Genomic DNA, 20337 nt, shown 5'->3' on the forward strand with positions numbered 1-20337 from the left:
CATCGTGCCGCCGAACTGCCTGTCTGGCTGCACAGATACAATTGGCATCGTCCACATGGCAGCCTAAAGTCAAAAACGCCTATCAGTCGCCTCGCCCTGATCGAGGACAACCTGTTGAAGCTCCACATCTAGGGCATGCGAAAATAGAAAATAACGGGCAAAAAGATGCGCCTTTTCCGACTCCGAGCCTAGATGGTTGAAAGCCTCGAAGTACTCCTTCGTCCGCTCGAGGAGATCTCCCGCATAAAGCGCCAACGGCTGTGACACGGTGACCCTCGGGCGCGCCTTGACCTTCGGCGTCTCAGGTCCACTCTTGGCCATCTCAGATTATCGGCTTAATTCCGGTGCCGGTATGCGACAAAGCCGAACAGAGTAGCCGCTGCGACGTTGAAGATTGCCCACAGCTCGCGCGGCAAATGAACCGGCATGAACGGGTTGAAGATCGCTGCCGCTCCAAACAGCGCCCAAGCCAGGGTGCGATTTTCAGGGCCTGATCGCCACACCATGGCTCCGCAGTAGATCCCGGCGAAAAAGACCACCACGCGGAGGAATTGGTAATAGCCGTACGGCCATGGCGCTACCGCCAGCAGCGAGGCAATAGCTACACAGATGCAGACCAACCGGACCGTTCCGGCCGGCGTCGAAAAGCATTATTTTCAGCAAACTTGATCCTCAAACGCCCAGCACGGTTGTTAGTGGAGTTTCGGCGCCCGCCATATATTTGAAAAGCCAGATTGCCCAAGTGATCGGCCAAATGAACGCCAACATCGCATCCAGGCTCAAGTTAATCAGGATTTTTACGACCACTGATGCATGGCCCTGCCATGTGTCGACGACATTCATCACGTAGGTGATCGGCCCGCCCAGCATGAAGAGGAGGCCCAGCGGAGCTGACATGATGTTCTTCAGCATGTTTGTGTCCCTCAGAAAGGCGTGACCTTCAGTGACAGTGATACGCGCCGGTCTTATGGTTGGTATGGCAACCGTTGGCATCAGTGCCGCCACTGTGTGCAAACGCGCCGGTCGCGCAAGCGATTATTGCAGCGGCCATAGCCGCGAGAAATGTTGTTTTCATTTTATTGCCCTCCCAAAGTATTTCAGACAGAGCACTATTGCCGGTCGGGCACAAGCTGCTCGTGGCACTGTGAACACAAATAGGATAGATGCTCCTCTGTGCAGGCCAAGATCGGGCGAGGAGAATACTTTGGATGGATTGCGATTGATGCACGTCCCGTTGGCGATCCTGCTGACATGGCCAAGGGTGGCGACGGCAAATGAATGCCTCTCGAAGTACACCAAGACCGACGTCTGCGCCTACGCAAAAAAAATGCAAACCGAAATGGCTCCAGCATTGCCCATGCTGATCAGTTCGAACATCTCCGTTCGGAGCATCATCGCAATCGGGCCAAGGATCGTTTTCAACGCCACCTGGGCTCAGACCGATGCGGAAGTAGACGCCAAATTGTTGGCTGCTGGCGTCTCGCGGCCGGTCTATGTCCAGAAGATCGATGAAATGACCAAAAACTATGTCTGTCGTGCGGAGGAACTATCTGCCTTCGTTCGCCTGGGCGGTGAGATCCAGTACACGTATACGACTGTGGATAATTTCCCAGTCGCGAACCCGCTCGTAGCACTCTGTCCTTAGAGCATCGCAGCACGGCTCATGACATGACTAGTCGCGGCCGATCAACCAGTTGATCAGCAGCCATGATCATTTGTTGGAACTCAATTGAGCCTGATCCGCACTAGCAAGTGGATAGAAGTGAATGTGCGGTTGCCCTTTAGCTCTACTATGCATAGAAACCACTCTGCCGGGGGGCGTAAAGTTGGGGTTGTGAGTGCGTGGGCTCTAAATTCGAAAAACTAAATAAGTTGCGTGACTCACTGCGAGAATCCAACCACGATTTTCGGGCGAGCACTCAGCTATTCAACAGCCTGGACCCTGCCAAGATCGACGGCGACCTGGATGTCATTAACCGCGGAAAGCAGCGCGGCGAGGTGAACCAACCCCCGAAAACGGCAAAGAATCTCGACGATGTCGAACATGCCATCGTGGAACGCGTTGAGGATGAGAAGAAGGCTGCGCATCACACTCTTGAGGACAACCTGCAACTCCTTGGAGGTCGTCTTGCCGGCCTCGATTTCGAGGAACAATTCGGTCTAATCCGTCAGACGAATGCCGCTAGCGTTTCGGACTTCAAAGCCTCGGTCGCCGTGGGCCTCGATGAACTTCACGGCCTGAGAAGGGCCCTGAACGACGCCGAAAAAGAGCATGCATGGTTTAAGGAGAAGCACGGTCTCGTTCGTGCCGCGCGTGTGCAGCACGGTGCCGCTCACATTTTCCGGCTATCGCTTCTGCTATTTCTGTTTCTGGTCGAGACAGCGATGAACGGCAACTTCCTGGCCAAGGGCAATGAGCAGGGATTTTTTGGTGGCATCCTTGAGGCTGCGGCATTCTCTTTCATCAACATCGGGGCGGCTTTGCTCCTGGCGGTTTTCTGCGCTCGTCTCGTCACCCATCGGTCGTTTTTCGTAAAATTCGTTGGGATCATTTCAATCCTTTTCTATATCGGCTTGGCGATTTCGATAAACTTGGCGCTAGCGCACTACCGTGAGGTCAGCGGCTCGCTCGCTGACGGCGCCGGCGCTGAGGTCATCCGTAATATGCTCGCCAATCCAGCGGGTCTCACGGACATCAAGTCCTGGTTGCTGTTTGCGATCGGCCTGATGTTTTCGCTTTTCGCTTTTATCGACGGCTGGTTCGTGCTCGACCCTTACCCAGGCTACACTGGCGTTGAAAATCGGCTCGTTCGACGGCGCGATGACTACATCGATCGAAAGAAGGAACTGATCGAAGAGCTGCAGGATGTCCGCGACGACCACAACGAAAAAGTGGAGGAAATCGTCAAGCAGCTTGGTAGTCGCCGGCGCGAGCACCGCGCGATTGTCGATCATCGATCGAGGCTTCTGGCTCTTTTTGCGCAGCATCAAGACCAATTGGAGCGAGCCTGCAATCAGCTTTTGTCGATGTATCGGGAAGCCAACATCCAGGCGAGGACCGAGCCGGCGCCCAAGCATTTCGGAACGCCCTACAAACTTGATCGCATCAAGCCATACGTCACCGGCGAGCGGGAGTGGAATGAGGGAGATGTTGGCGCATCAATTCGCCAGGCGCAGGAGGAACTCAACGAGCAGGTTCGTCTGATTGGTCAGGAATGCGAACGGGGAATTGAGCAGTACCGAGATCTTGATAAGCTTCACCCGGACAGCGTGAATGTCTAGGCGAACCCGCAGACGCAAGAAAGGCAATGCGGGTACCATTGCCGCGGCCATTGCCCTTGGTGTGCTATCCGTTGCGATGTTGGCCGGCTTCGGCTGGATGTGGACCAGGTCTGGCAATGGCCATATCGACGCCAACACGAATTGCCCATTGGACGGACCCTCCAGCCTGACCGCCGTCCTCATCGACGCCACTGATCCAATTTCGGCAACGACGATGGCTGATCTCAAGAACGAGTTCCGAAAGACCATTGGGCAGGTCGAGCCGGGTGGGTATGTGAGGATTTATACCCTGAGCTCGGCGCCTGGTGAGCTGACGGTGATGTTCGATGGATGCAATCCCGGTGATGGGTCGACCGTCGATAGTTGGACCAACAATCCTGCGCGGCGTCAAAAGAAGTGGGAAAACGCCTTCGGCGATCCTTTGAACAAACTTCCCGATGAAATCCCGAATGCGGCTTCCGCGAGCCAATCTCCGATCATGGCTGGAATTCAGAAAATCAAGCTGTCGCTCTTCGATAGCAGCTTGGCCAAACAGGGCAGTCCCAAGCGATTGGTGGTCGCCTCTGACATGATCGAGCATACGACGATTTACTCGCAGTACCGATCGGGACTGGATTACCAAAAATACCTCAACAGCGCCGCCGACCGCACATATGGGACGTCGCTGGATGGGGTGGGCATCACAATTCTTTATATCGATCGGGCAAAGAAGCCATTTCAGACCCTGGATCACGCGGAGTTCTGGACACATTGGGTCCAGAACCATCACGGCGAGTTCGAAAAGCTGGTTGGCTTGGATGGGTTAAACTGATGGCGAGAGCGCACGACAAACCTTTGCTGGATCATCCACGTCTGCCGGTCGTGGTTTTCGCGGCATTGACACTCGGCGGGTGTGTATTCATCGCCATTGCAAAACTCTCAGGCGTAAATCCGATCGTCGCGGCGGTAGCACCGGCCTGCCTGATGTTTTTCTATCTCGGGGTTTCGATCTTTGCTGGAAAGCTACAACTGCACGACGAGCAGACCGGCGATAACCTCTACTATATGGGCTTCCTGTTCACCCTGACGAGCCTTGGGGTCTCGCTGTTTCAGTTTGGAACGGAAGGCTCAACCGACACGATCGTCCAAAATTTTGGCATCGCGATCACGTCGACGATCACCGGTATTGCTCTGAGGGTTTTCTACAATCAGATGCGGCGCGATCCCGCGGACATTGAGCGAACGGCGAGGCACGAACTTGCCGACATGACACGGCGTGTAAGAGCCGAGATGGAAAGCGTAACCAGGGAGTTCGCCGACTTTCGTCGTGTCAGCCATCAAATGCTCGAAGAGGGCTTTGCAGAGATTGCCGAGCAAGCGGCACGCAATGGGGAGCACATTCGATCTGCCCTGGACAATATTGCCATGGAATCGATCAAGCCTGTCCAAGAGGCGTCTGCCAAGCTCAGTGACGCGTTGCAGCACAATTTCGGGCAAGTCGAAACCCAGTTTGCTTCGATAGCGAACCGCGTTGGAGCTGCAGCGGATTTGCTGGATAAAGCCAACAGCTCGATGTCCAACTCTGTTGGAAAGCTCGGTAATCAAGCCGACAATATGGCTGCCAAGCTGGAAAAGGTGGTTGTTCCTGATGAGGTGCTGAAGAACGATCTGGCGCCGATGGTCAAGCTCCTGGGTAATGCTGTCGCACAATATGCGATAAAAACCGAAACAGCCTCGCAAGAGCAGCAAACGCGGATGACCGGTCTTGCCGACGCAGTGATCAAGGTGGCGACTGGAGTGGAGAGAGCGGCAGCGGCCGCAGAAAAGACCGCAGAAACTGTCCAAGCGCAGCAGCGTTTGACTGAGGAGTTCATGGCTGTGATGCAGAAACACAGCAATGAAACACGCGGCCTCGTCGCAACCCTTACACAACATAGCCTCCCGGCCGTGCGCACTCCCCAGCCTCTGAGCAATGCGATAGCGAACGATGTCGAGCGAGTGGCGGCACCTTCCACTGTTGCCTCCCCTGTGGAGACGCCAATCAAGGTTTCGGATGACACGGAGGGCGACACCTTCCGATCGTTAAGCAGTCCGGCGGAGGTGGAGAAGGGTGAACCGCCAAAGAGAGCAAGTTGGTGGGGCAGGTGAGTGAGGTTAGCGGAACAGCCATTACGTTTGAGCGCAAGGGCTATGGCCGCGGCCTGATACTCGGCCTGACGATGGCTGAGACGATGCTGCTTCTCGTTTTCTGCCTTTTGCTTGCTGCAGGCGCGCTCATCGCCAAGACAAAGAAAGAGGCTGCGGCAGCGCAGAAGATTGCGCAGTCCCTCAATGAGAACGCTCGCAAGCTTGACGAGGAAAACAAGCGGTTGCTGGCTCAGCTGAATGCCATGGTCAAGCCTGCAAGTCGACGCAATGTACCAGATCAAGAATGGCGTGAATTGGTCCGGGCCAAAGAGGCCGCAGAGGCAATCAAAAAAGTGGGACTGACCCTTGAGGAAGCGGTGAAAAGCGCGCCGGCCGCCAAAGTCCTCTCTGACAACGACGTCGACGTTGATCAGGCCAAAGCCATGATCGAGAAGATGAAGGTTCTGCGCGAGCTCGGCTACGTTGGCACGGGCAAGACGTCCAAGGATCTTGCTGACGCACTGAAGAAGGCAAGGAACGAGGCCTCTGCTGACAAGCCACACGATTGGCCACCGATCATCAGTCTTAGCGAGCTCGATGGCTATAATTTCGATACTGGAAGTGCGGAGCTTTCCGGTGGCTTCAAAACGAAGTTGCGGCAGATGTCGAAGACCATTGCTGGAATTGCAACTTCCTATGGTGTGGACGTCATTGAGGTGATTGGCCACACGGACGAGCAGGCGATGTCCGGTGACTCATCGAATATGGACAGAGGCCTTCAGCCCGTACTGGCGCGCAAGATGGACATTGGCACACTCCATCCTGCCGACAATGCCGGGCTTGGATTAGCGCGAGCGATCTCCGTCACAGGCATCCTGCGCGATATGCCGGAACTGAAAGGCTTCACCATCCTGCCAATGTCCGGCGGCCAGTTGATATTGCCTGGCGACCGGCTCACCGACGGCGCACAGGCCGGCGACGTCAAGGCGAGGAGGCGAATTGAGATCAGGGTCAGGCAACGTTCGCGAGAGACAGATATTGGACTGGTTCCGGTACCAAAGTTGTGAGGCGAACTGCCCTTGGGTTTCGCTCACAGGGCTTGGGGGGGATTGCGGGGATGGGGTTTTACGTTCGAAAATCGATTAGTGCGGGACCTTTCCGCTTTAACTTCTCGTCTGGCGGGGTTGGCGCGTCCGTTGGCGTGCAAGGTCTTCGTATCGGGACTGGCCCACGAGGGCATTATATTCATGCAGGCGTCGGCGGTCTCTACTACCGAGGCACTTTGGGAAAGCGCAGCGCCAAGCAGACGCTGCAACTGTCTGAATTCCCATCTGGGCCAAAGCCCCATCCAACATCCTCACCCGTGGAATATGTCAGCGGTGGCGTCGTGATGAGAGAAATCGAGTCCGCCGATGTGATCGAGATGCGTGATGAGACATTTGCCAATGTGCTTGATGAAATCAATGCGAGGCAATCGCAGACGCGAATGTCGCTCATCCTGGCCGTGCTGTTTGGGATCGCCGGATTGATCGCAGGCGCAATGCTGGGAGGTGGGGTGGCGCTGATCGGTATTGCTGCCTTTTTGCCGGGCATGCTTATTGGCAACTGGTTGGACAGCTACCGCCGGGTGAGCGTGCTCTACTATGATTTGGAGCAGGACGCGGAGGCGGCCTACGGGCGACTTGTCGCCGCCTTTGACACGCTCACACGCTGCGCGGCGAGTTGGCATGTCGCGGCTGGTGGCAAGATAGAGGATCTGACGACTTGGAAGCGCAATGCGGGAGCCACGATGTTGGTCGATAAAAAGTCGACGACGCTCCAAGCTTCCTTGCCGACGGTTGTTCGCAGCAATGTCACACCACCGTCGATACACGTCGGCCGGCAAATCCTTTATTTCATGCCAGACATGATTTTGGTGAAGGACGGAAACCAGTACGGTGCCGTTGGGTATGGAGACCTCAGGACGCAATTTGCCCCCAGCAATTTTATTGAGACCGGCAAAGTTCCATCTGATGCTGAGATCGTGAGCTATACCTGGGCTCATCCCAATAAGAATGGCGGACCCGACAAACGCTTCAGAGATAATCGGCAGATCCCTGTCTGTCGCTACGAAGCCTTGCGGTTTTCTAGCCCATCCGGGCTCAACGAGCTGGTGGAATTTTCCAAGACAAACGTCAGCCAGCCCTTTTGCCAGGCTCTATTGGCACTCGCGCAAATGCACCGAAACGCTGGTGGCCAGTCCGGCTTGCTGAAAGCGCGCTAAGGAATTGGCTTGGTCAGCAAATGCCTTCGCACGGAATTCCGTCGCCGTCCCGGTCCAATTTGGGTCCCCAGCTACAGTTATTGAGATACCAGCGCGCCTCATCGCATGAGGAGATTTGCTTACAATAGCGACGCGGTTGACACGAATAGCTCTGAGCTATTTGGCGACGGCCTGTAAGGCCGTAGGATGTGTCATTACCGGGTTTATTGTTGGCTGCATGTGTTGCTCGCCAATCCCAAGGGGCTGTGAAAGTGCCAACCCAGATGCCAATCTTGGCCCTTTGGGCATCTGCCTGTTGTGACGCGTAACTACCATGGCTGTATCGAGGCCAATCCAGGGCATAACCCTGTTCGACCATCCAAGACGCAATGCTAGCACCGTCCGCCCGCTGACAATCACCAACGAAGCGGTTGTAACGATCCCACGAAACAAAGTTGCACTGGATGGGTCGGGATTGACTGAGGAAGATGTCCAGTGCTTCTGCGGATTTGCGGCCGCATGGGTATTCTTGCCCGCTTGCGTCGCTGCAGTTTTGGCTGCTTTCAGGTGCGTCGATGCCATTGAAACGAATACGCTGTCCGTGGATCTCGATCGTGTCCCCGTCAACGATGGACGCTACGCCGACGATAGGCTTCGGTTTTGACCCGAGTGCGCTTGCTGTATTGGGTCCCGCGATCTGGTTGCCCCACCCTGTAAAGTAGGAGGTGACATAAGCGCCCACTGCTAGCGTGATCACCAGGATCGCGGCTAATGATTTATGTGAAAAGAAACGCTTGCGCATAATTGAAACCCGGCCGCGTCTTGGCCGCGAGCTGCGGCGATGGGAATAGCGATCGCGATTCAATTTTCGATCCTTTGCGAAGCTGCCAAATGTTTTGCTAGCGCGTCTTTGACTTCTTGGCTGCTGCTTTCTTGGGCGCGGCTGCTGTGCGACCGAGGCCAATCGATTTTGCCAATCTGGAGCGATTGGCTGAATAGTTAGGCGCGACCATGGGGTAATCGTTGGAGAGGCCCCATTTTTGGCGATAGGCGTCGGGCGTCAGTCCAAAATGCGTGTTCAAGTGTCTCTTGAGGGACTTGAACTTTTTGCCGTCTTCGAGGCAGACGATGTAGTCTGGAGTGACTGAGCGCTTGGGGTTGACCGCGGGAACTTGGTCGGGTTTTTCCGGTTCGGACGGCTGGCCGATACGCGCTAATGACGAATTGATGCTGGCAATAAGGTCCGGCAATGAGGAGACCGGCACTGAATTCTTGCTCACATAAGCCGCAACGATATCGGCGGTAAGCTCCATCAGCGCGGTGGCCGTATTTTGGATTTCGTCAGTCACTTCATGGCTCCGGACTTCTGCAGTGAAATCCCGATCTATTACTTATCGGCTAAAAAAACCAGTAGAGGGAGGATACTAAATGCCAGGCGCTAATAGTGATGAATGTTAAAGCGCCAATCAGAATGCGGAACCACGAGAGACGGTGGATTGATTGGGCGCGGCGTTTTCTTTGTATGACCAGGAAAGCGGCTTGAGGCTCACAGGCGGATGCATTTAGATTTGGACGAGTAGGACCTACGCATGACATTTTCGAAAGACCCGCCGCCGGAGGTTAAGCCCCAGAAGGATAAGGCAAAGACTGGATCTGAATTGGACCGCGTTCCAAGTGCGGGAGCCATTCGGGTCCGCAACGGACTCTCTGTGTCAGAAAAAGACATTGTGGAGGCGGCTAAATACGGGGGCAGGGAGCGAGAATCCTCGTCGGATAGCGACTAGGCAAAGGGGGCCAAGAATGCAGGCTCTGACCCATATCACACGTCGCAATATTGGACGGTGTCCAGAAGTGATCGCAGTCGTTTCTAATTGAACACGGCTGTTTTTTCTTGCGCGAACGCTCTACGCGGGCTCTAGCTGGTTCTCCTTTCAAAGGGGATGTAAGTCTTGGACGTAAAACAGTCAGTCTTCCAAAGCGATCTCCCTCTAAAGGAGAAACTCGAGCGCGCCAGGATGGAGTTGCTCGATCTTTCCGCCCGCAATCGACTTTTGAATGTGCCGCGGTTTTCCAAGAGCGCGAAGACGATCGATATCGTCGATGAGAAGTCGTCCGAAATTTATCGATTGCTGGTGACCGAAGGAAAGGCTTTTACCTTCCTGGCCGGCAAGCCCGATAGGCCGAAAGCGGGCCAGGATGAAAGCAGCCCTCCAGACGAAGAGATCGACTATTCCCCCGTCGCTCTCGCCCAACCAGAGGACGATGGAGTCGATAACAGAGGGATATCCGCGCGGCACTCGGACACCAAGCTGCAGACGCGTATGACCCCAACTGGGCTGCAGCGGCGGCTCCTTGATCTCTACCATGATGCCCGCACACTCGAGGAAGAGCAGGGCGTCAATATCCTCTTTCTGGCCCTTGGAATGCTGAAGTGGATTGACCCGAACAACAAAGAGAACATCCGTCAGGCCCCCCTCATTTTGGTGCCGGTTCGGCTTGAGCGAGGGGCCGCTGGAGAAAAATTCCGCCTACGAGCCCGGCCGGAAGATCTTACCGCAAACCTCTCCTTGGAACTCTATCTCGACCGCATTCACAAGCTCGCTCTGCCGCGTTTTGAGGTGGGAGATGACTTCGACGTCTCGGCCTATCTCGATGCCGTTGCCGAAGCAATTTCGACCAAAGAGGGTTGGGAGGTGCTTCGCGACGATATGGTGCTCGGCTTCTTCTCGTTTGCGAAGTTCTTGATGTACCGTGATCTGGATCCGGATCTCTGGCCCGATGGCGCAAAGATTATCGAACAACCGAAGATCCGCTCGCTTCTTTCAGATGGTTTCGAAACACGCGAGCCGCTTATGTCGGACGACATAGCGATTGATCCGCACATTGCGCCCGCCGAAATGTTGCATATCGTCGACAGTGACAGTTCTCAGACACTGGCGATCCATGACGTCAGAAAAGGTCGCGACCTCGTTATCCAAGGTCCGCCTGGGACAGGAAAATCGCAGACGATCGCAAACATTATTGGGTCGGCCGTTGCCGACGGAAAGACCGTGCTGTTCGTGGCCGAAAAGATGGCAGCGCTGGAGGTCGTCAAGCGACGGCTTGACACTGCTGGGGTGGGGGACGCCTGCCTTGAGCTGCATAGTAACAAGGCGAACAAGCGCATGATGCTAGAGGAGCTGCGGCGAACCTGGCAACTCGGATCGCCCAGGGGCCAGCTTCCTTCTTCCCTAACTGATCGCTTGCTGGAGGCTCGCGATAAACTCAACGCACATGCTGCACGAATGCACGTTGCGTTCGGAGCGTCCGAACTCACTCCTTATCAGGTTCTCGGCCAGCTAACCCGACTAAGGCAGGTCGGTCAGAAACCAGTGGACATCGAACTTACGGATGCCACAAGCTGGACAACTGACGGCGTTTCGCAACGTCGCAAATTGCTCGATGAGGTCTCTCAGCGGATCAACGAGATCGGCTTGCCGATCCACCACCCGTGGCGGGGAGTTGGCCTGGATGTCGTTCTTCCAACGACCATTGAGAGGCTCGTCCCACGCATCGCGGCGTTGCTGGACCAAGCCAAGGCACTGCACGCCAAACTGGTCGGTATCGCTGAGCGGATCAAGGCCGAGCCTCCGAAAATTCTCAGCGACAGCGGCGAGATAGAAGATCGCGCTGAGCTTCTCGCGTCCGCGCCTGGACTTCCTGCCGAGGCGCTCGTCTCGCCGGTATGGGATGAGCGTCCGAAAGACATTTCATCGCTTCTCTGGTCAGGAACGGATTTCGCCCGCAAGTCCGAGGAACTTTCGGAGCAGTTGGCGGCAACGGCTATCGACACGCCAATTGAAGGTCTCGAGACAGAGCTTGCAAAGCTTCCCTCGGAATTTCCGAAAGATGGTTTCCATCGTGCGCGACAGCTCACCATTCTGCTCCCACGCTTGAGGGAAGAAGCTGAGCGCCTGAATCAGGAACTCGGATCGGCGATATTGCCAGACACGTTGGCAGGCTTGCTCAGGCTGGCCGTGACCGGCGAGCGAGTAGCGGCAGCACCTGACGCAAGTCCGGAGGCCTTCGCAGCCACCGTTTGGGACTCCGGACTTGAGCAGGCAGGCGACCTTGCCGACAGCGTAGCGACGCTTGAGGCTGCCAGAGCCGACCTTCAGGGCAAGGTTGTTGACGCGGCGTGGAGCACCGAGGTGGCCGCGGCGCGGCAGGCGCTCGCCACACACACGGGAATATTGAAAGCATTGAACGGCGACTACCGTCGCGCCACAGCACTTGCGCGGACTATTGTGGTCGACCCTAGCGCGCCTGCGACGCAGATAGTTGGTCTCCTCGACCTTTTGATGAAGGGTCAGGCTGCCGCAGCAAGAGTCCGCGAAGGCGACGCTTTTGGCCGTTCCGCCTTCGGGGCAGATTGGCGTGGGGAGCGATCGGCTTCCGCGCCACTGCTCGCGCTAGTGGAGTGGATGCGGACTCTACGAGGGCTAGGCCCCGAACCTCGGATTATCGCCGGCCGGATGGCGGAACGCTCCGAGGCCGGTGCGCGTGCAGCGCGCGTTCGCAAGGTTATCGAAATCGGTCGGCCAATTATCGAAGGTTTCTGGAACGATCTCGGGCACCTCGCGTCATCCATGCTAGGCGACGTGGCTTCCGCCGAGCGGGCCTCGCTGCAACTGATGGAAGCGAAGGCGAGCACTGTAGCTCAAGCCGATGATGCGTCACGACAGGTTCTGACTGACGTTCCGGATCTAATCACTGAGCGGGTGGAGCTACTGCGCCGACTAGGCAGACTACAAGCACTTGCTCAAGGGATCGATGCGGGAGAGAGCCTTGGCAAGTTCGTATTCGGCTCGTCGTGGCACGGTCGAGGATCCGATTGGGCCGCTCTCACGCAAGCCGAGCTTTGGCTGAAAGAAAATGGCTCGATCCGACATCTGGCTGCGCGGTTGCCTGAAAGAATCGAGATCGCAAACTCGGCACGTTCAGCACGTGAAGCGGCCCAAGCGGCAGCGCGGGAATTGAAGGCGCTTACAGGGGATTTGAAAGCCGATGCTCCCTCCTTGTTTGGAGTAGTCGATTTTCCGGACGTCGCGATAGGCGAGGTCGTTTCTCGGCTGCAGGGTTGGCTCGATCATCAGGAGCAGCTCTCGAAATGGGTTGCCTATGAAGAGCGATCCGAAACGGCCCGAAAGGCTGGACTGGGACAGTTGATAGACGGCCTAGCCAACGGCCAGATTACAACAGGATCGGCTCGATCAGTTTTTGATATGGCCTACTACGAACGAATGTTTCTGGCGATGGCGACCGATGAGCCGGAGCTGGCAAGGTTCGACGGGGAACTGCATTCCAGGGCTGTACGTGACTTCGCAGATCTGGACCGCCAGCGCATCAAGGCCGGCGCCATCGAAGTTGTAACGGCTCATCACCGGAAAATTCCTTCAAGAGACGGCGGAGCTGGACCTGTCGGACTGCTTCGTTCTGAGATGGCGCGCAGACGAGGCCACATGCCCATCCGGCAATTGATGCAGAAGGCAGGCCCTGCCATCCAGGCGCTGAAGCCAGTGTTCATGATGAGCCCGCTTTCGGTGGCGCAATTCCTGTCGCCCGGCCGGATGTCCTTCGATCTGCTCGTGATGGACGAGGCGTCTCAGATCCAGCCCGTGGACGCACTTGGCTCGGTCGCCAGGGCCAGTCAGGTGGTCGTCGTTGGCGACGAACGCCAACTGCCACCCACGACATTCTTCGCGAAGATGACAGGCTCGCAGTCTGAAGATGACGAGGGTGAGGGCGCGCAGGTCGCCGACATTGAAAGCATCCTCGGCCTGTTCACGGCCCGCGGCTTGCCGCAGCGTATGCTGCGCTGGCACTACCGTAGCCGTCACCAATCTCTAATCGCAGTATCGAACAGCCAGTTCTACGAGAACCGGCTTTTCATCGTGCCAAGCCCTTATACCCAAGAGGCAGGTATGGGGTTGCGGTTTCATCATGTGCCGGAGGGGGTCTTCGATTCCGGCGGCACAGGAACCAATCCGGTAGAGGCGAGAGCAGTAGCGGAGGCGATCATCCGTCATGCGAAGGTGAACCCGCAAGAGACTCTAGGCGTTGCAACATTTTCGGTTAGCCAACGCCGCGCGATCCAGGATGAACTCGAAGCGCTGCGGCGACTAAATCCCGACACCGAGGAATTCTTTCACGCTCATCCAAGCGAGCCATTCTTCGTCAAGAACCTCGAAAATGTTCAAGGCGATGAGCGCGACGTGATCATGATCTCGGTGGGGTATGCCAAGAATGCCCAGGGATACATGGCCATGCGTTTCGGCCCTCTTGGCGCGGAAGGCGGCGAGCGTCGGCTCAACGTCCTCATAAGCCGCGCCAAGCGCAGCTGCGAAGTATTCGCGTCCATCACAGACGAGGACATCGACCTGGAGCGTGGCAAAGGGAAAGGCATCTTCGCCTTCAAGCTCTTCTTGCACTACGCGAGAACAGGGCGAATTTCGCTTGCCCAAGTCACGGTTCGCGAAATGGATTCAATCTTTGTAGAACAGGTAGCCAACGCGCTGATCGAAATGGGTTATCAGGTTCATGCTCAAGTGGGCATTGCCGGCTTCTTCATCGACCTCGCAGTTGCGGATCCAGAGAGGCCAGGCCGCTATATTCTTGGCATCGAATGCGATGGCGCAGAATATCACTCATCTCGCTCGGCCAGAGATCGAGACCGGCTTCGGCAGTCGGTTCTGGAAGACCATGGTTGGATCATCCATCGCATCTGGAGCGCTGACTGGTTCCAACGGCCTCGTGAGCAGCTGGAGCGAACCATACTAGCGATTGAGGCCGCCAGAAAAGAACTCGATGAGCGGGCCGAATTGGGGGTCCAGAGAAATCGAGCTGTAGCCGTGCAGGTTGTTACGGTCGACCGAGGCAACGTGACGGAAATCGGTCTCGAAAGCACAAACGGATCCGAGACACCCAATCGAGCCTACGAAGAGGCCGAACTAAAGCGACCGGGATCGTTCGAACTCCACGAGACGCCCAGCGGAATCATGGCCGGACTGGTCGAGCAGGTCGTGGCTACAGAAACGCCAATCCATGTCGACGAAATAGTTTCGCGTATTCGGGACGCCTGGGGTCTGCAGCGGGCCGGTGGCAGGATTCAGGATGCAATCGAGCGGGGGGTAAGCATAGCACAGAGAGGTGGTTCAGTAGCCCGTCGAGGCAACTTCTGCTTCAAGCCAGGTGTTCCTGTTCGTCTCAGGGATCGCAGTGGGGTCGTGTCCGCTGGATTGCGCAAGCCCGAAATGATTGCGCAGGACGAGGTCGCCCAAGGCGCTATGGAAGTCGTGAAATCCAACCTCGGTGCGACAGAGGAAGAAATCGCCACAGGCGTTGCCAGGATGCTGGGCTTCAAAGCCACAAGCGCACAATTAAGGCAGCTGATTTCAGCTGGGGTCGCCGATTTGGTTGCCAAAGGAGTGTTACGGTCCCAAGACGGCTTGTTGGTGGCCGGCGAATCCGCGAGCGAGAAATTAGCTGAAGTGTAACGGGGCGCTGCAGCGCCCTCGTTGCAATTTCTGTCGAAGCTCGGAACACCTCTTTTGCTGGCGGAGGCCGAATGGCATTTCGATTCGTACACACGGCCGATATTCATCTCGACTCGCCGCTTCGTTCGCTGGCGATGCGAAATCCCGATCTTGCCGGGCTGGTGGGCGACGCCAGCCGCCAGGCATTCGTTTCGATAGTGGATCTCTGCCTTGAGGAACGTGTGGCCGCGTTGGTCATTGCTGGCGACCTATACGATGGCGACCAGACTTCAATGAAGACAGCGCGGTTCTTGGGCGCGCAGATGACACGCCTGCACCAGGCCGGCATCATGGTTTTCAAGATCCGCGGTAATCATGACGCCCTGTCGCGGATTTCCAAACAGCTGGTATTTCCCGACACCGTTACCATCTTTGGTGGTCGTGCTCAGTCGGTATTGCAGACAGCCGGCGGTCTGGACGTCGTATTCCATGGTTTGAGCTTTGCGAACCCTAAGGCGCCGGACAGCCTGTTAACCAAATATCCGGCGGCTCGTGAAGGGGCCGTCAACATAGGCATCATGCATACCAGTCTGGCTGGATCGCCAGGTCACGACGTTTACGCGCCCTGCAGCATCGCTGACTTGCACGCCCACGGTTTCGACTATTGGGCCCTCGGCCACATCCATGCTCGCCAAGTCCATCCTGGCGCCAGTGCCGTGGTGATGCCGGGAATACCGCAGGGGAGGGATATCAACGAGGCCGGTGAGAAATCAGTCACCCTGGTGACGGTGCGCCACGACCGTTCGGTGGAGATCGAGGAACGGCTGACCAGCGTTGCGCAGTTCGAACGGGTGAGCGTCGACCTTACCGGAGCGGTGGAGTGGCCCGAGGCCGTCGCGCGTGTTCGCTTCGCACTCGAAGAGATGCGGGCAACCGTCCGATCGCGTCATGCTGTGGCTCGCATTGGCCTGACAGGAACGTCACCACTGATGTGGGCGCTGATCCGCGACAGGGACCTCCTTCTTGCCGAAGCCGAACAGGCTGCGGAACAGCTAGGCCATACGTGGGTGGAGAAGCTCGAGCTTGACCTCGCGCCGCCTCGGACGGAGACCGCCGAGGATATTGCTGATCCGATTTTCGAACTCGAGCAATCAATGCGTGCCGATGCCACCTCGGAGGCCTTCCGCGCTGAGGCGAGGGCGTTCGTCCAAAAGATGGTCGCCGACCTTCCGGCCGACGGGCGGGATTTTGCTGGGACGGACGAAGCCGGGCTGGAACAGTTCCTCGATCAGGTGCTTTCCAAGGGCGCGGACTTGGTGACTGCCCGCCTTAAGGCCGGTGGATCGTCATGAGGTTGCGGCGCCTTGACCTCATTCGTTATGGAAAGTTCACCGATCGTTCGATCGACTTCGGACCCAAACCGGAATCCGGACCTGATCTGCATATCGTGTTTGGCCTGAATGAGGCCGGCAAATCGACTGCGCTTTCGGCCTATCTAGACTTGCTGTTCGGCATCGAGGAACGGAGCCGCTACAACTTCCTGCACGAGTACAGTGCCATGCGCATCGGCGGGGTGCTGGAACTGGCCGGCTCCGAACACACGTTCACGCGTACGAAACAGCGCAGTAATTCGCTATTGAATGCGACGGGCCAACCGGTAAGCGAGGTGGCGATCACGGCGCATCTCGCCGGTCTGTCGCGCGACGCCTACACGACGATGTTCTCACTCGATGACGAGACGTTGGAAGCCGGCGGAAAATCTATCCTGGAGTCGCGGGGCGACCTCGGCAAGCTTCTGTTCACGGCCAGCGCCGGTCTTGGGAACGCAAGTGATACGTTGAACGCCCTCGAGGCCGAAGCAGACGCTCTGTATCGGAAGCAGGCGCATGGAACCGAACTGGCGCTGTTGAAGAAGCGCCTTGTTGACGTAAAGTCGCGCAGGGATGCGATCGACACCCTTGCATCAACCTACGAGGGCCTGGAGGCCGAACGTCTCGATGCAGCGCAGCAGTACGGCCGAACCATCAGCGATCGGGCGGTGCTGGTGGCCAGGCTGGATACCTTTGCTCGTTACGTGCGTGCTGCGCCGATGCTGGCGGATATCCGGCGCAAGATTGCCCGGCTGGATCAGCTGCCGGACATCGCCTCCCCAGCCCGGACATCGACGGGAAGTGTCACCGAACTGATCGATGACGATGCCAGCCTCAGAACGCGGCTGTCCGCAAACATCGACGAGACCGAGCGCCTGGCGGAAAAAGTCACTGCGGTCGACGAGGACGAACCGATCCTGTCGATTTCCGAACGCATTCGCGGGCTGGCGGAGAGCAAGGTGCGCCATACCGCGGCTGGCTTTGACTTGCCCACTCGCAGGATGGAGCTGCAAATCCTCAACAACAGCGTGGCGAGCTGCCTTGCCGCCTTGGGCCGATCTTCCGAGGCGGATCCTGGCGCGCTGCTTCTGCCTGCCGTCACCGTTGGCGTCGTTCGCGCCATGGTCGAGCAGAGGTCCGGGATTGCTACCGGGATGCGTGCCGCTCGCGACGAAGCCGCGGCGGCACTCGATGCGCTGCAGGTGGCAAGGCAGCGGGTCGGCGAGGAAAGGGCGGTGCCCGAACCTGCCAGGGCAAGGCTGGGCTCGGCTTTGTCGAAAGCGCGAGCAAGCGGACACCAGGCAGAGATTAGGACGGCTCGCGAGGCGGAAGATGCGGGAACAATCCGATGGAAGGCGGCGCTCGCGCGCTTGCGTCCATGGAACGGAGATGCCCTCGCTCTCGCCAACGTCGCGGTTCCGAGCGCCGGGCAGATTGCCGCCTGGAAGACGGTAGCGTCAGAACTGGCAAGGAACACCGCCGTACTTGCCGAACGCCTTGCTGAATACGAGGGCAACCATGCCATGCTCGCCGCACGATTGGATGCCCTTCGTGCCTCGGGCGACATTGTCGACGATGAAGCGGCTACCGCCATCCGCCGAGTTCGCGATGATGCGTGGGCAACGCACCGCGCAGCGCTGACCGGTGACACCGCTGACGACTTCGCCGTGGCATTGGCGCGCGATGACATTGCCAGCGCAGGCCGGCTGGCCGGCGCGGCGGATCTGGCTGAGATCCGGGCAACTACGCGCGAGCTGGCCGAGGCCGCGGCCAACCTGTCACGCAACGGCATCCAACGCACACAGCTCGGCAAGGATGTGGATACCCAATTGTTGGAAATCCGCGCGGCCGCCAGGGACCTGCTCGGAGACGCCGTGGAACCTTCGTCTGAGCGCCTGATCGAAAGGATCGAGGATCAGATCGAGGCGCGCAGCGATGCGCTCGCTGCCTGGGAGCAGATCGAACTTGCTCGCTTGAAGGCCGAGCGAGCCGCTGACGCCGGCGAGCAGATACGCTTGGAAATGAGAGCAGTGCTGGGAAGCGTCGGCATTGTATCAGAGTCCAACGACACCCTCGAAGCAATCATGGCCATCGCGGAGCCGTTTCTGGATCGGCAGCGCAAGGTGGACGCCGAGTATGCCGAGGCGCTCAGAATGGTGAGCTCCAAAGAAGAGGATCTAGCGGCACGACGGGTTGCAGTAGGTGTGGCGGAGCGTCGCGAGGAGGAATGGCTGGCCGGCATTACCGAAGCACTCAAGGGAACTTGGCTCGAAAGCGGGCTCTCCGCATCCGGCGTCGGCACTGTGCTCGATCAATTGGCCGAACTTTCAAGAAGCCTGCAGGAACGGGACGACCTGCAGCTGCGTATCGACAAGATGGAGGCCGACAGGGCCAATTTTCTGGTCGAGGTCATCGCCGTTGCGGTTGAAGCCGACGAGCCGACGAAGGATACCGACCCGGAGCAGTTGGCCATCCGCCTTGCCGAGCGCCTAGAGCGTGCCGAGCGGACACGTGAAACGAAGGCAAGCCTCGGCAACGACCTGAAGCGCCTCAAGGAGGCGCGCGACATCCTCGACACTGAGATTTTGGCACACGAACGCCGCAAGAACGAGGTGCTGGGCGTCTTTGGTGTCGCCACTCTGCCCGAGGTAGTCGAACGCGATGAGCTGTTGCGTGAGCGCGATGGCTTGCGCACCACCGTCGCCGAACTTGAGGAACGGATAGTGGCGGAGCTCGCGGTCGACGGATTCGAGCAGGCCCGCTCGATCCTGGACGCGATCGATTTCGACGGCCTCGCGGTCGAGAAGGCTGAGGGTGAGCAGCGGCTTCGCCTGTTCGATGAAACCATCCAGCAACAGCTGATCCGGCAGACGCGCGCGGCCGACAAGCTGGACGCCATCGGCGGTGATAGTGCGGTTGCACGCCTGGATGCTGAACGGCGCACAACCCTGCTGGAAATCGAGGAGAAGGCCGTTCGCTACATAGAGCTGAAGCTTGGCATCATGTCGGCTGGCAATGCTTTGCGGATCTACCGTGAGAGCCATCGCTCCGGCATGATGGCGCGCGCATCAGACGCGTTCAAGCTAATGACGCGTGGCCAGTATTCGGGGCTGACAACCCAGCCTGTAAGAGGTGGTGAGGTTCTCATTGCTGTGCAGGGTGACGGGCAATCCAAGGTCACCGAAGCGCTTTCAAAGGGTGCACGATTTCAGCTGTACCTTGCCCTAAGACTCGCCGGTTATTACGAGTTCGCGCAATTTCGGCCCTCGGTCCCATTCGTCGCCGACGACATCATGGAGACGTTCGACCATATTCGCTCGGAGGAGGTTTTCAGGCTGTTCGGAGCGATGGCAAACACAGGTCAGGTCATCTACCTGACGCACCATAAGCATCTATGTGAAATAGCTGAGGCTGTCGTACCGGGAACGAGGATCCATCAACTCGCACAGTAATTTTCTCCGGAATACGTGAACGAACCAGTGAAGGACGCCGAATTTGACGGCAAGTATGCGCCCAAAGTCAGACGTTCCGGCAAACTTCGCGTTCGTCCAAAAGCGGACATATCGCCCGAGCCATAGACGGCCCCGATGTGCCCATAATGGACGTCCTGCAAATTCATTGTCCTGCCGAATCTGGACTTCGAGAGCTGGCCCTAAACAGCAATTGTATCGCGCCTAGCCGTCCTATCGCCGGGGCGCCAATTGTAAACAACGGCGAACTATACCAATATCGTTACTGGCTTCTTCCGGTGCGACTCGGGAGAACGGGATGGGCAATGAACGCGAAGACGCAAACGGGAAAACACAGCGCCGCTGGCCAATAC

General features: G+C 57.6%; 15 protein-coding genes and 1 pseudogene. 10 read left to right on the plus strand and 6 right to left on the minus strand.

Translation table 11 applies throughout. The features are described 5' to 3' along the window. Positions 1-132, plus strand: a pseudogene (locus tag EN949_RS19575) (IS481 family transposase); the annotation flags it as partial. On the opposite strand, the gene EN949_RS35905 reads toward EN949_RS19575, so the two are convergent. The 4 genes from EN949_RS35905 to EN949_RS37270 are packed head-to-tail and all read right to left on the minus strand — an operon-like array spanning position 70 to position 1075. Next, a complete protein-coding gene (locus EN949_RS35905) occupies positions 70-321 on the minus strand; it encodes a hypothetical protein (RefSeq protein WP_127248734.1) in 252 nt (83 codons plus the stop codon). The pseudogene EN949_RS19575 and the gene EN949_RS35905 sit on opposite strands and share 63 nt — an antisense overlap. A 14-nt stretch (positions 322-335) precedes the next feature. Continuing rightward, positions 336-620, minus strand: a complete 285-nt coding sequence (locus EN949_RS19580; protein ID WP_063169433.1) for a DUF6804 family protein — start codon at positions 618-620, stop codon at positions 336-338. Positions 621-672: 52 nt separating this feature from the next. After that, on the minus strand, positions 673-912 hold the full coding sequence (locus EN949_RS19585) for a hypothetical protein (protein WP_082826591.1): 240 nt from the start codon (positions 910-912) through the stop codon (positions 673-675). Between the two features lie 28 nt (positions 913-940). Then, the gene (locus EN949_RS37270; RefSeq protein WP_199489651.1) at positions 941-1075 is read right to left on the minus strand and encodes a YHYH domain-containing protein; all 135 of its coding nucleotides are present in this window, start codon (positions 1073-1075) and stop codon (positions 941-943) included. Positions 1076-1204: 129 nt separating this feature from the next. Between EN949_RS37270 and EN949_RS19595 the strand changes: the two genes are divergently transcribed. The 6 genes from EN949_RS19595 (at position 1205) to EN949_RS19620 (ending at position 7651) form a co-directional block, all read left to right on the plus strand. Further along, on the plus strand, positions 1205-1645 hold the full coding sequence (locus tag EN949_RS19595) for a hypothetical protein (protein WP_126066778.1): 441 nt from the start codon (positions 1205-1207) through the stop codon (positions 1643-1645). 227 nt (positions 1646-1872) lie between these two features. Continuing rightward, positions 1873-3282, plus strand: coding sequence for a hypothetical protein (locus EN949_RS19600; protein WP_210326684.1), 1410 nt, complete (start codon positions 1873-1875; stop codon positions 3280-3282). Next, complete coding sequence (locus EN949_RS19605) at positions 3275-4093, plus strand: hypothetical protein (RefSeq protein WP_063169429.1); 819 nt, start codon at positions 3275-3277, stop codon at positions 4091-4093. Before EN949_RS19600 ends, EN949_RS19605 begins: the two co-directional genes overlap by 8 nt. Then, complete coding sequence (locus tag EN949_RS19610; RefSeq protein WP_063169428.1) at positions 4093-5409, plus strand: hypothetical protein; 1317 nt, start codon at positions 4093-4095, stop codon at positions 5407-5409. The genes EN949_RS19605 and EN949_RS19610 overlap by 1 nt, the downstream gene beginning before the upstream one ends. Next, positions 5397-6455 carry a hypothetical protein gene (locus tag EN949_RS19615; RefSeq protein WP_224571173.1) on the plus strand — a complete coding sequence of 353 codons (1059 nt, stop codon included), beginning with the start codon at positions 5397-5399 and terminating at the stop codon, positions 6453-6455. Before EN949_RS19610 ends, EN949_RS19615 begins: the two co-directional genes overlap by 13 nt. A 50-nt stretch (positions 6456-6505) precedes the next feature. Continuing rightward, positions 6506-7651: a DUF4236 domain-containing protein gene (locus tag EN949_RS19620; protein ID WP_095770037.1), complete on the plus strand. Its 1146-nt coding sequence runs from the start codon at positions 6506-6508 to the stop codon at positions 7649-7651. A gap of 13 nt (positions 7652-7664) precedes the next feature. Here the strand turns inward: EN949_RS19620 and EN949_RS19625 are convergent, their stop codons facing one another. Together EN949_RS19625 and EN949_RS19630 are read right to left on the minus strand one after the other, a co-directional pair. Beyond that, positions 7665-8495 carry a thermonuclease family protein gene (locus tag EN949_RS19625; protein ID WP_127224212.1) on the minus strand — a complete coding sequence of 277 codons (831 nt, stop codon included), beginning with the start codon at positions 8493-8495 and terminating at the stop codon, positions 7665-7667. A 34-nt stretch (positions 8496-8529) separates the two neighbouring features. Then, on the minus strand, positions 8530-8943 hold the full coding sequence (locus EN949_RS19630; protein WP_082826711.1) for a MucR family transcriptional regulator: 414 nt from the start codon (positions 8941-8943) through the stop codon (positions 8530-8532). Positions 8944-9579: 636 nt separating this feature from the next. On the opposite strand from EN949_RS19630, the gene EN949_RS19635 reads away from it, so the two are divergent. From EN949_RS19635 to EN949_RS19645, 3 genes are all read left to right on the plus strand, one after another. Further along, entirely contained in the window at positions 9580-15165 is a 5586-nt protein-coding gene (locus EN949_RS19635; protein ID WP_063169424.1) for a DUF3320 domain-containing protein, read from the plus strand. A 71-nt stretch (positions 15166-15236) separates the two neighbouring features. After that, a complete protein-coding gene (locus EN949_RS19640; protein ID WP_063169423.1) occupies positions 15237-16496 on the plus strand; it encodes a DNA repair exonuclease in 1260 nt (419 codons plus the stop codon). After that, a complete protein-coding gene (locus EN949_RS19645; RefSeq protein ID WP_063169422.1) occupies positions 16493-19966 on the plus strand; it encodes an AAA family ATPase in 3474 nt (1157 codons plus the stop codon). Before EN949_RS19640 ends, EN949_RS19645 begins: the two co-directional genes overlap by 4 nt. Positions 19967-20337 lie beyond the last annotated feature (371 nt).

This window comes from Mesorhizobium sp. M7A.F.Ca.US.007.01.2.1, from assembly GCF_003998165.1.
In the GTDB taxonomy this organism is placed as follows: Bacteria; Pseudomonadota; Alphaproteobacteria; order Rhizobiales; family Rhizobiaceae; genus Mesorhizobium; species Mesorhizobium ciceri.

Bases quoted from the DNA above. Each gene is read 5' to 3' on its own strand.
- EN949_RS35905 (WP_127248734.1), bottom strand. From the start codon at position 321: ATGGCCAAGAGTGGACCTGAGACGCCGAAGGTCAAGGCGCGCCCGAGG.
- EN949_RS19585 (WP_082826591.1), bottom strand. From the start codon at position 912: ATGCTGAAGAACATCATGTCAGCTCCGCTGGGCCTCCTCTTCATGCTG.
- EN949_RS37270 (WP_199489651.1), bottom strand. From the start codon at position 1,075: ATGAAAACAACATTTCTCGCGGCTATGGCCGCTGCAATAATCGCTTGC.
- EN949_RS19605 (WP_063169429.1), top strand. From the start codon at position 3,275: ATGTCTAGGCGAACCCGCAGACGCAAGAAAGGCAATGCGGGTACCATT.
- EN949_RS19610 (WP_063169428.1), top strand. From the start codon at position 4,093: ATGGCGAGAGCGCACGACAAACCTTTGCTGGATCATCCACGTCTGCCG.
- EN949_RS19620 (WP_095770037.1), top strand. From the start codon at position 6,506: ATGGGGTTTTACGTTCGAAAATCGATTAGTGCGGGACCTTTCCGCTTT.
- EN949_RS19630 (WP_082826711.1), bottom strand. From the start codon at position 8,943: ATGGAGCTTACCGCCGATATCGTTGCGGCTTATGTGAGCAAGAATTCA.
- EN949_RS19640 (WP_063169423.1), top strand. From the start codon at position 15,237: ATGGCATTTCGATTCGTACACACGGCCGATATTCATCTCGACTCGCCG.
- EN949_RS19645 (WP_063169422.1), top strand. From the start codon at position 16,493: ATGAGGTTGCGGCGCCTTGACCTCATTCGTTATGGAAAGTTCACCGAT.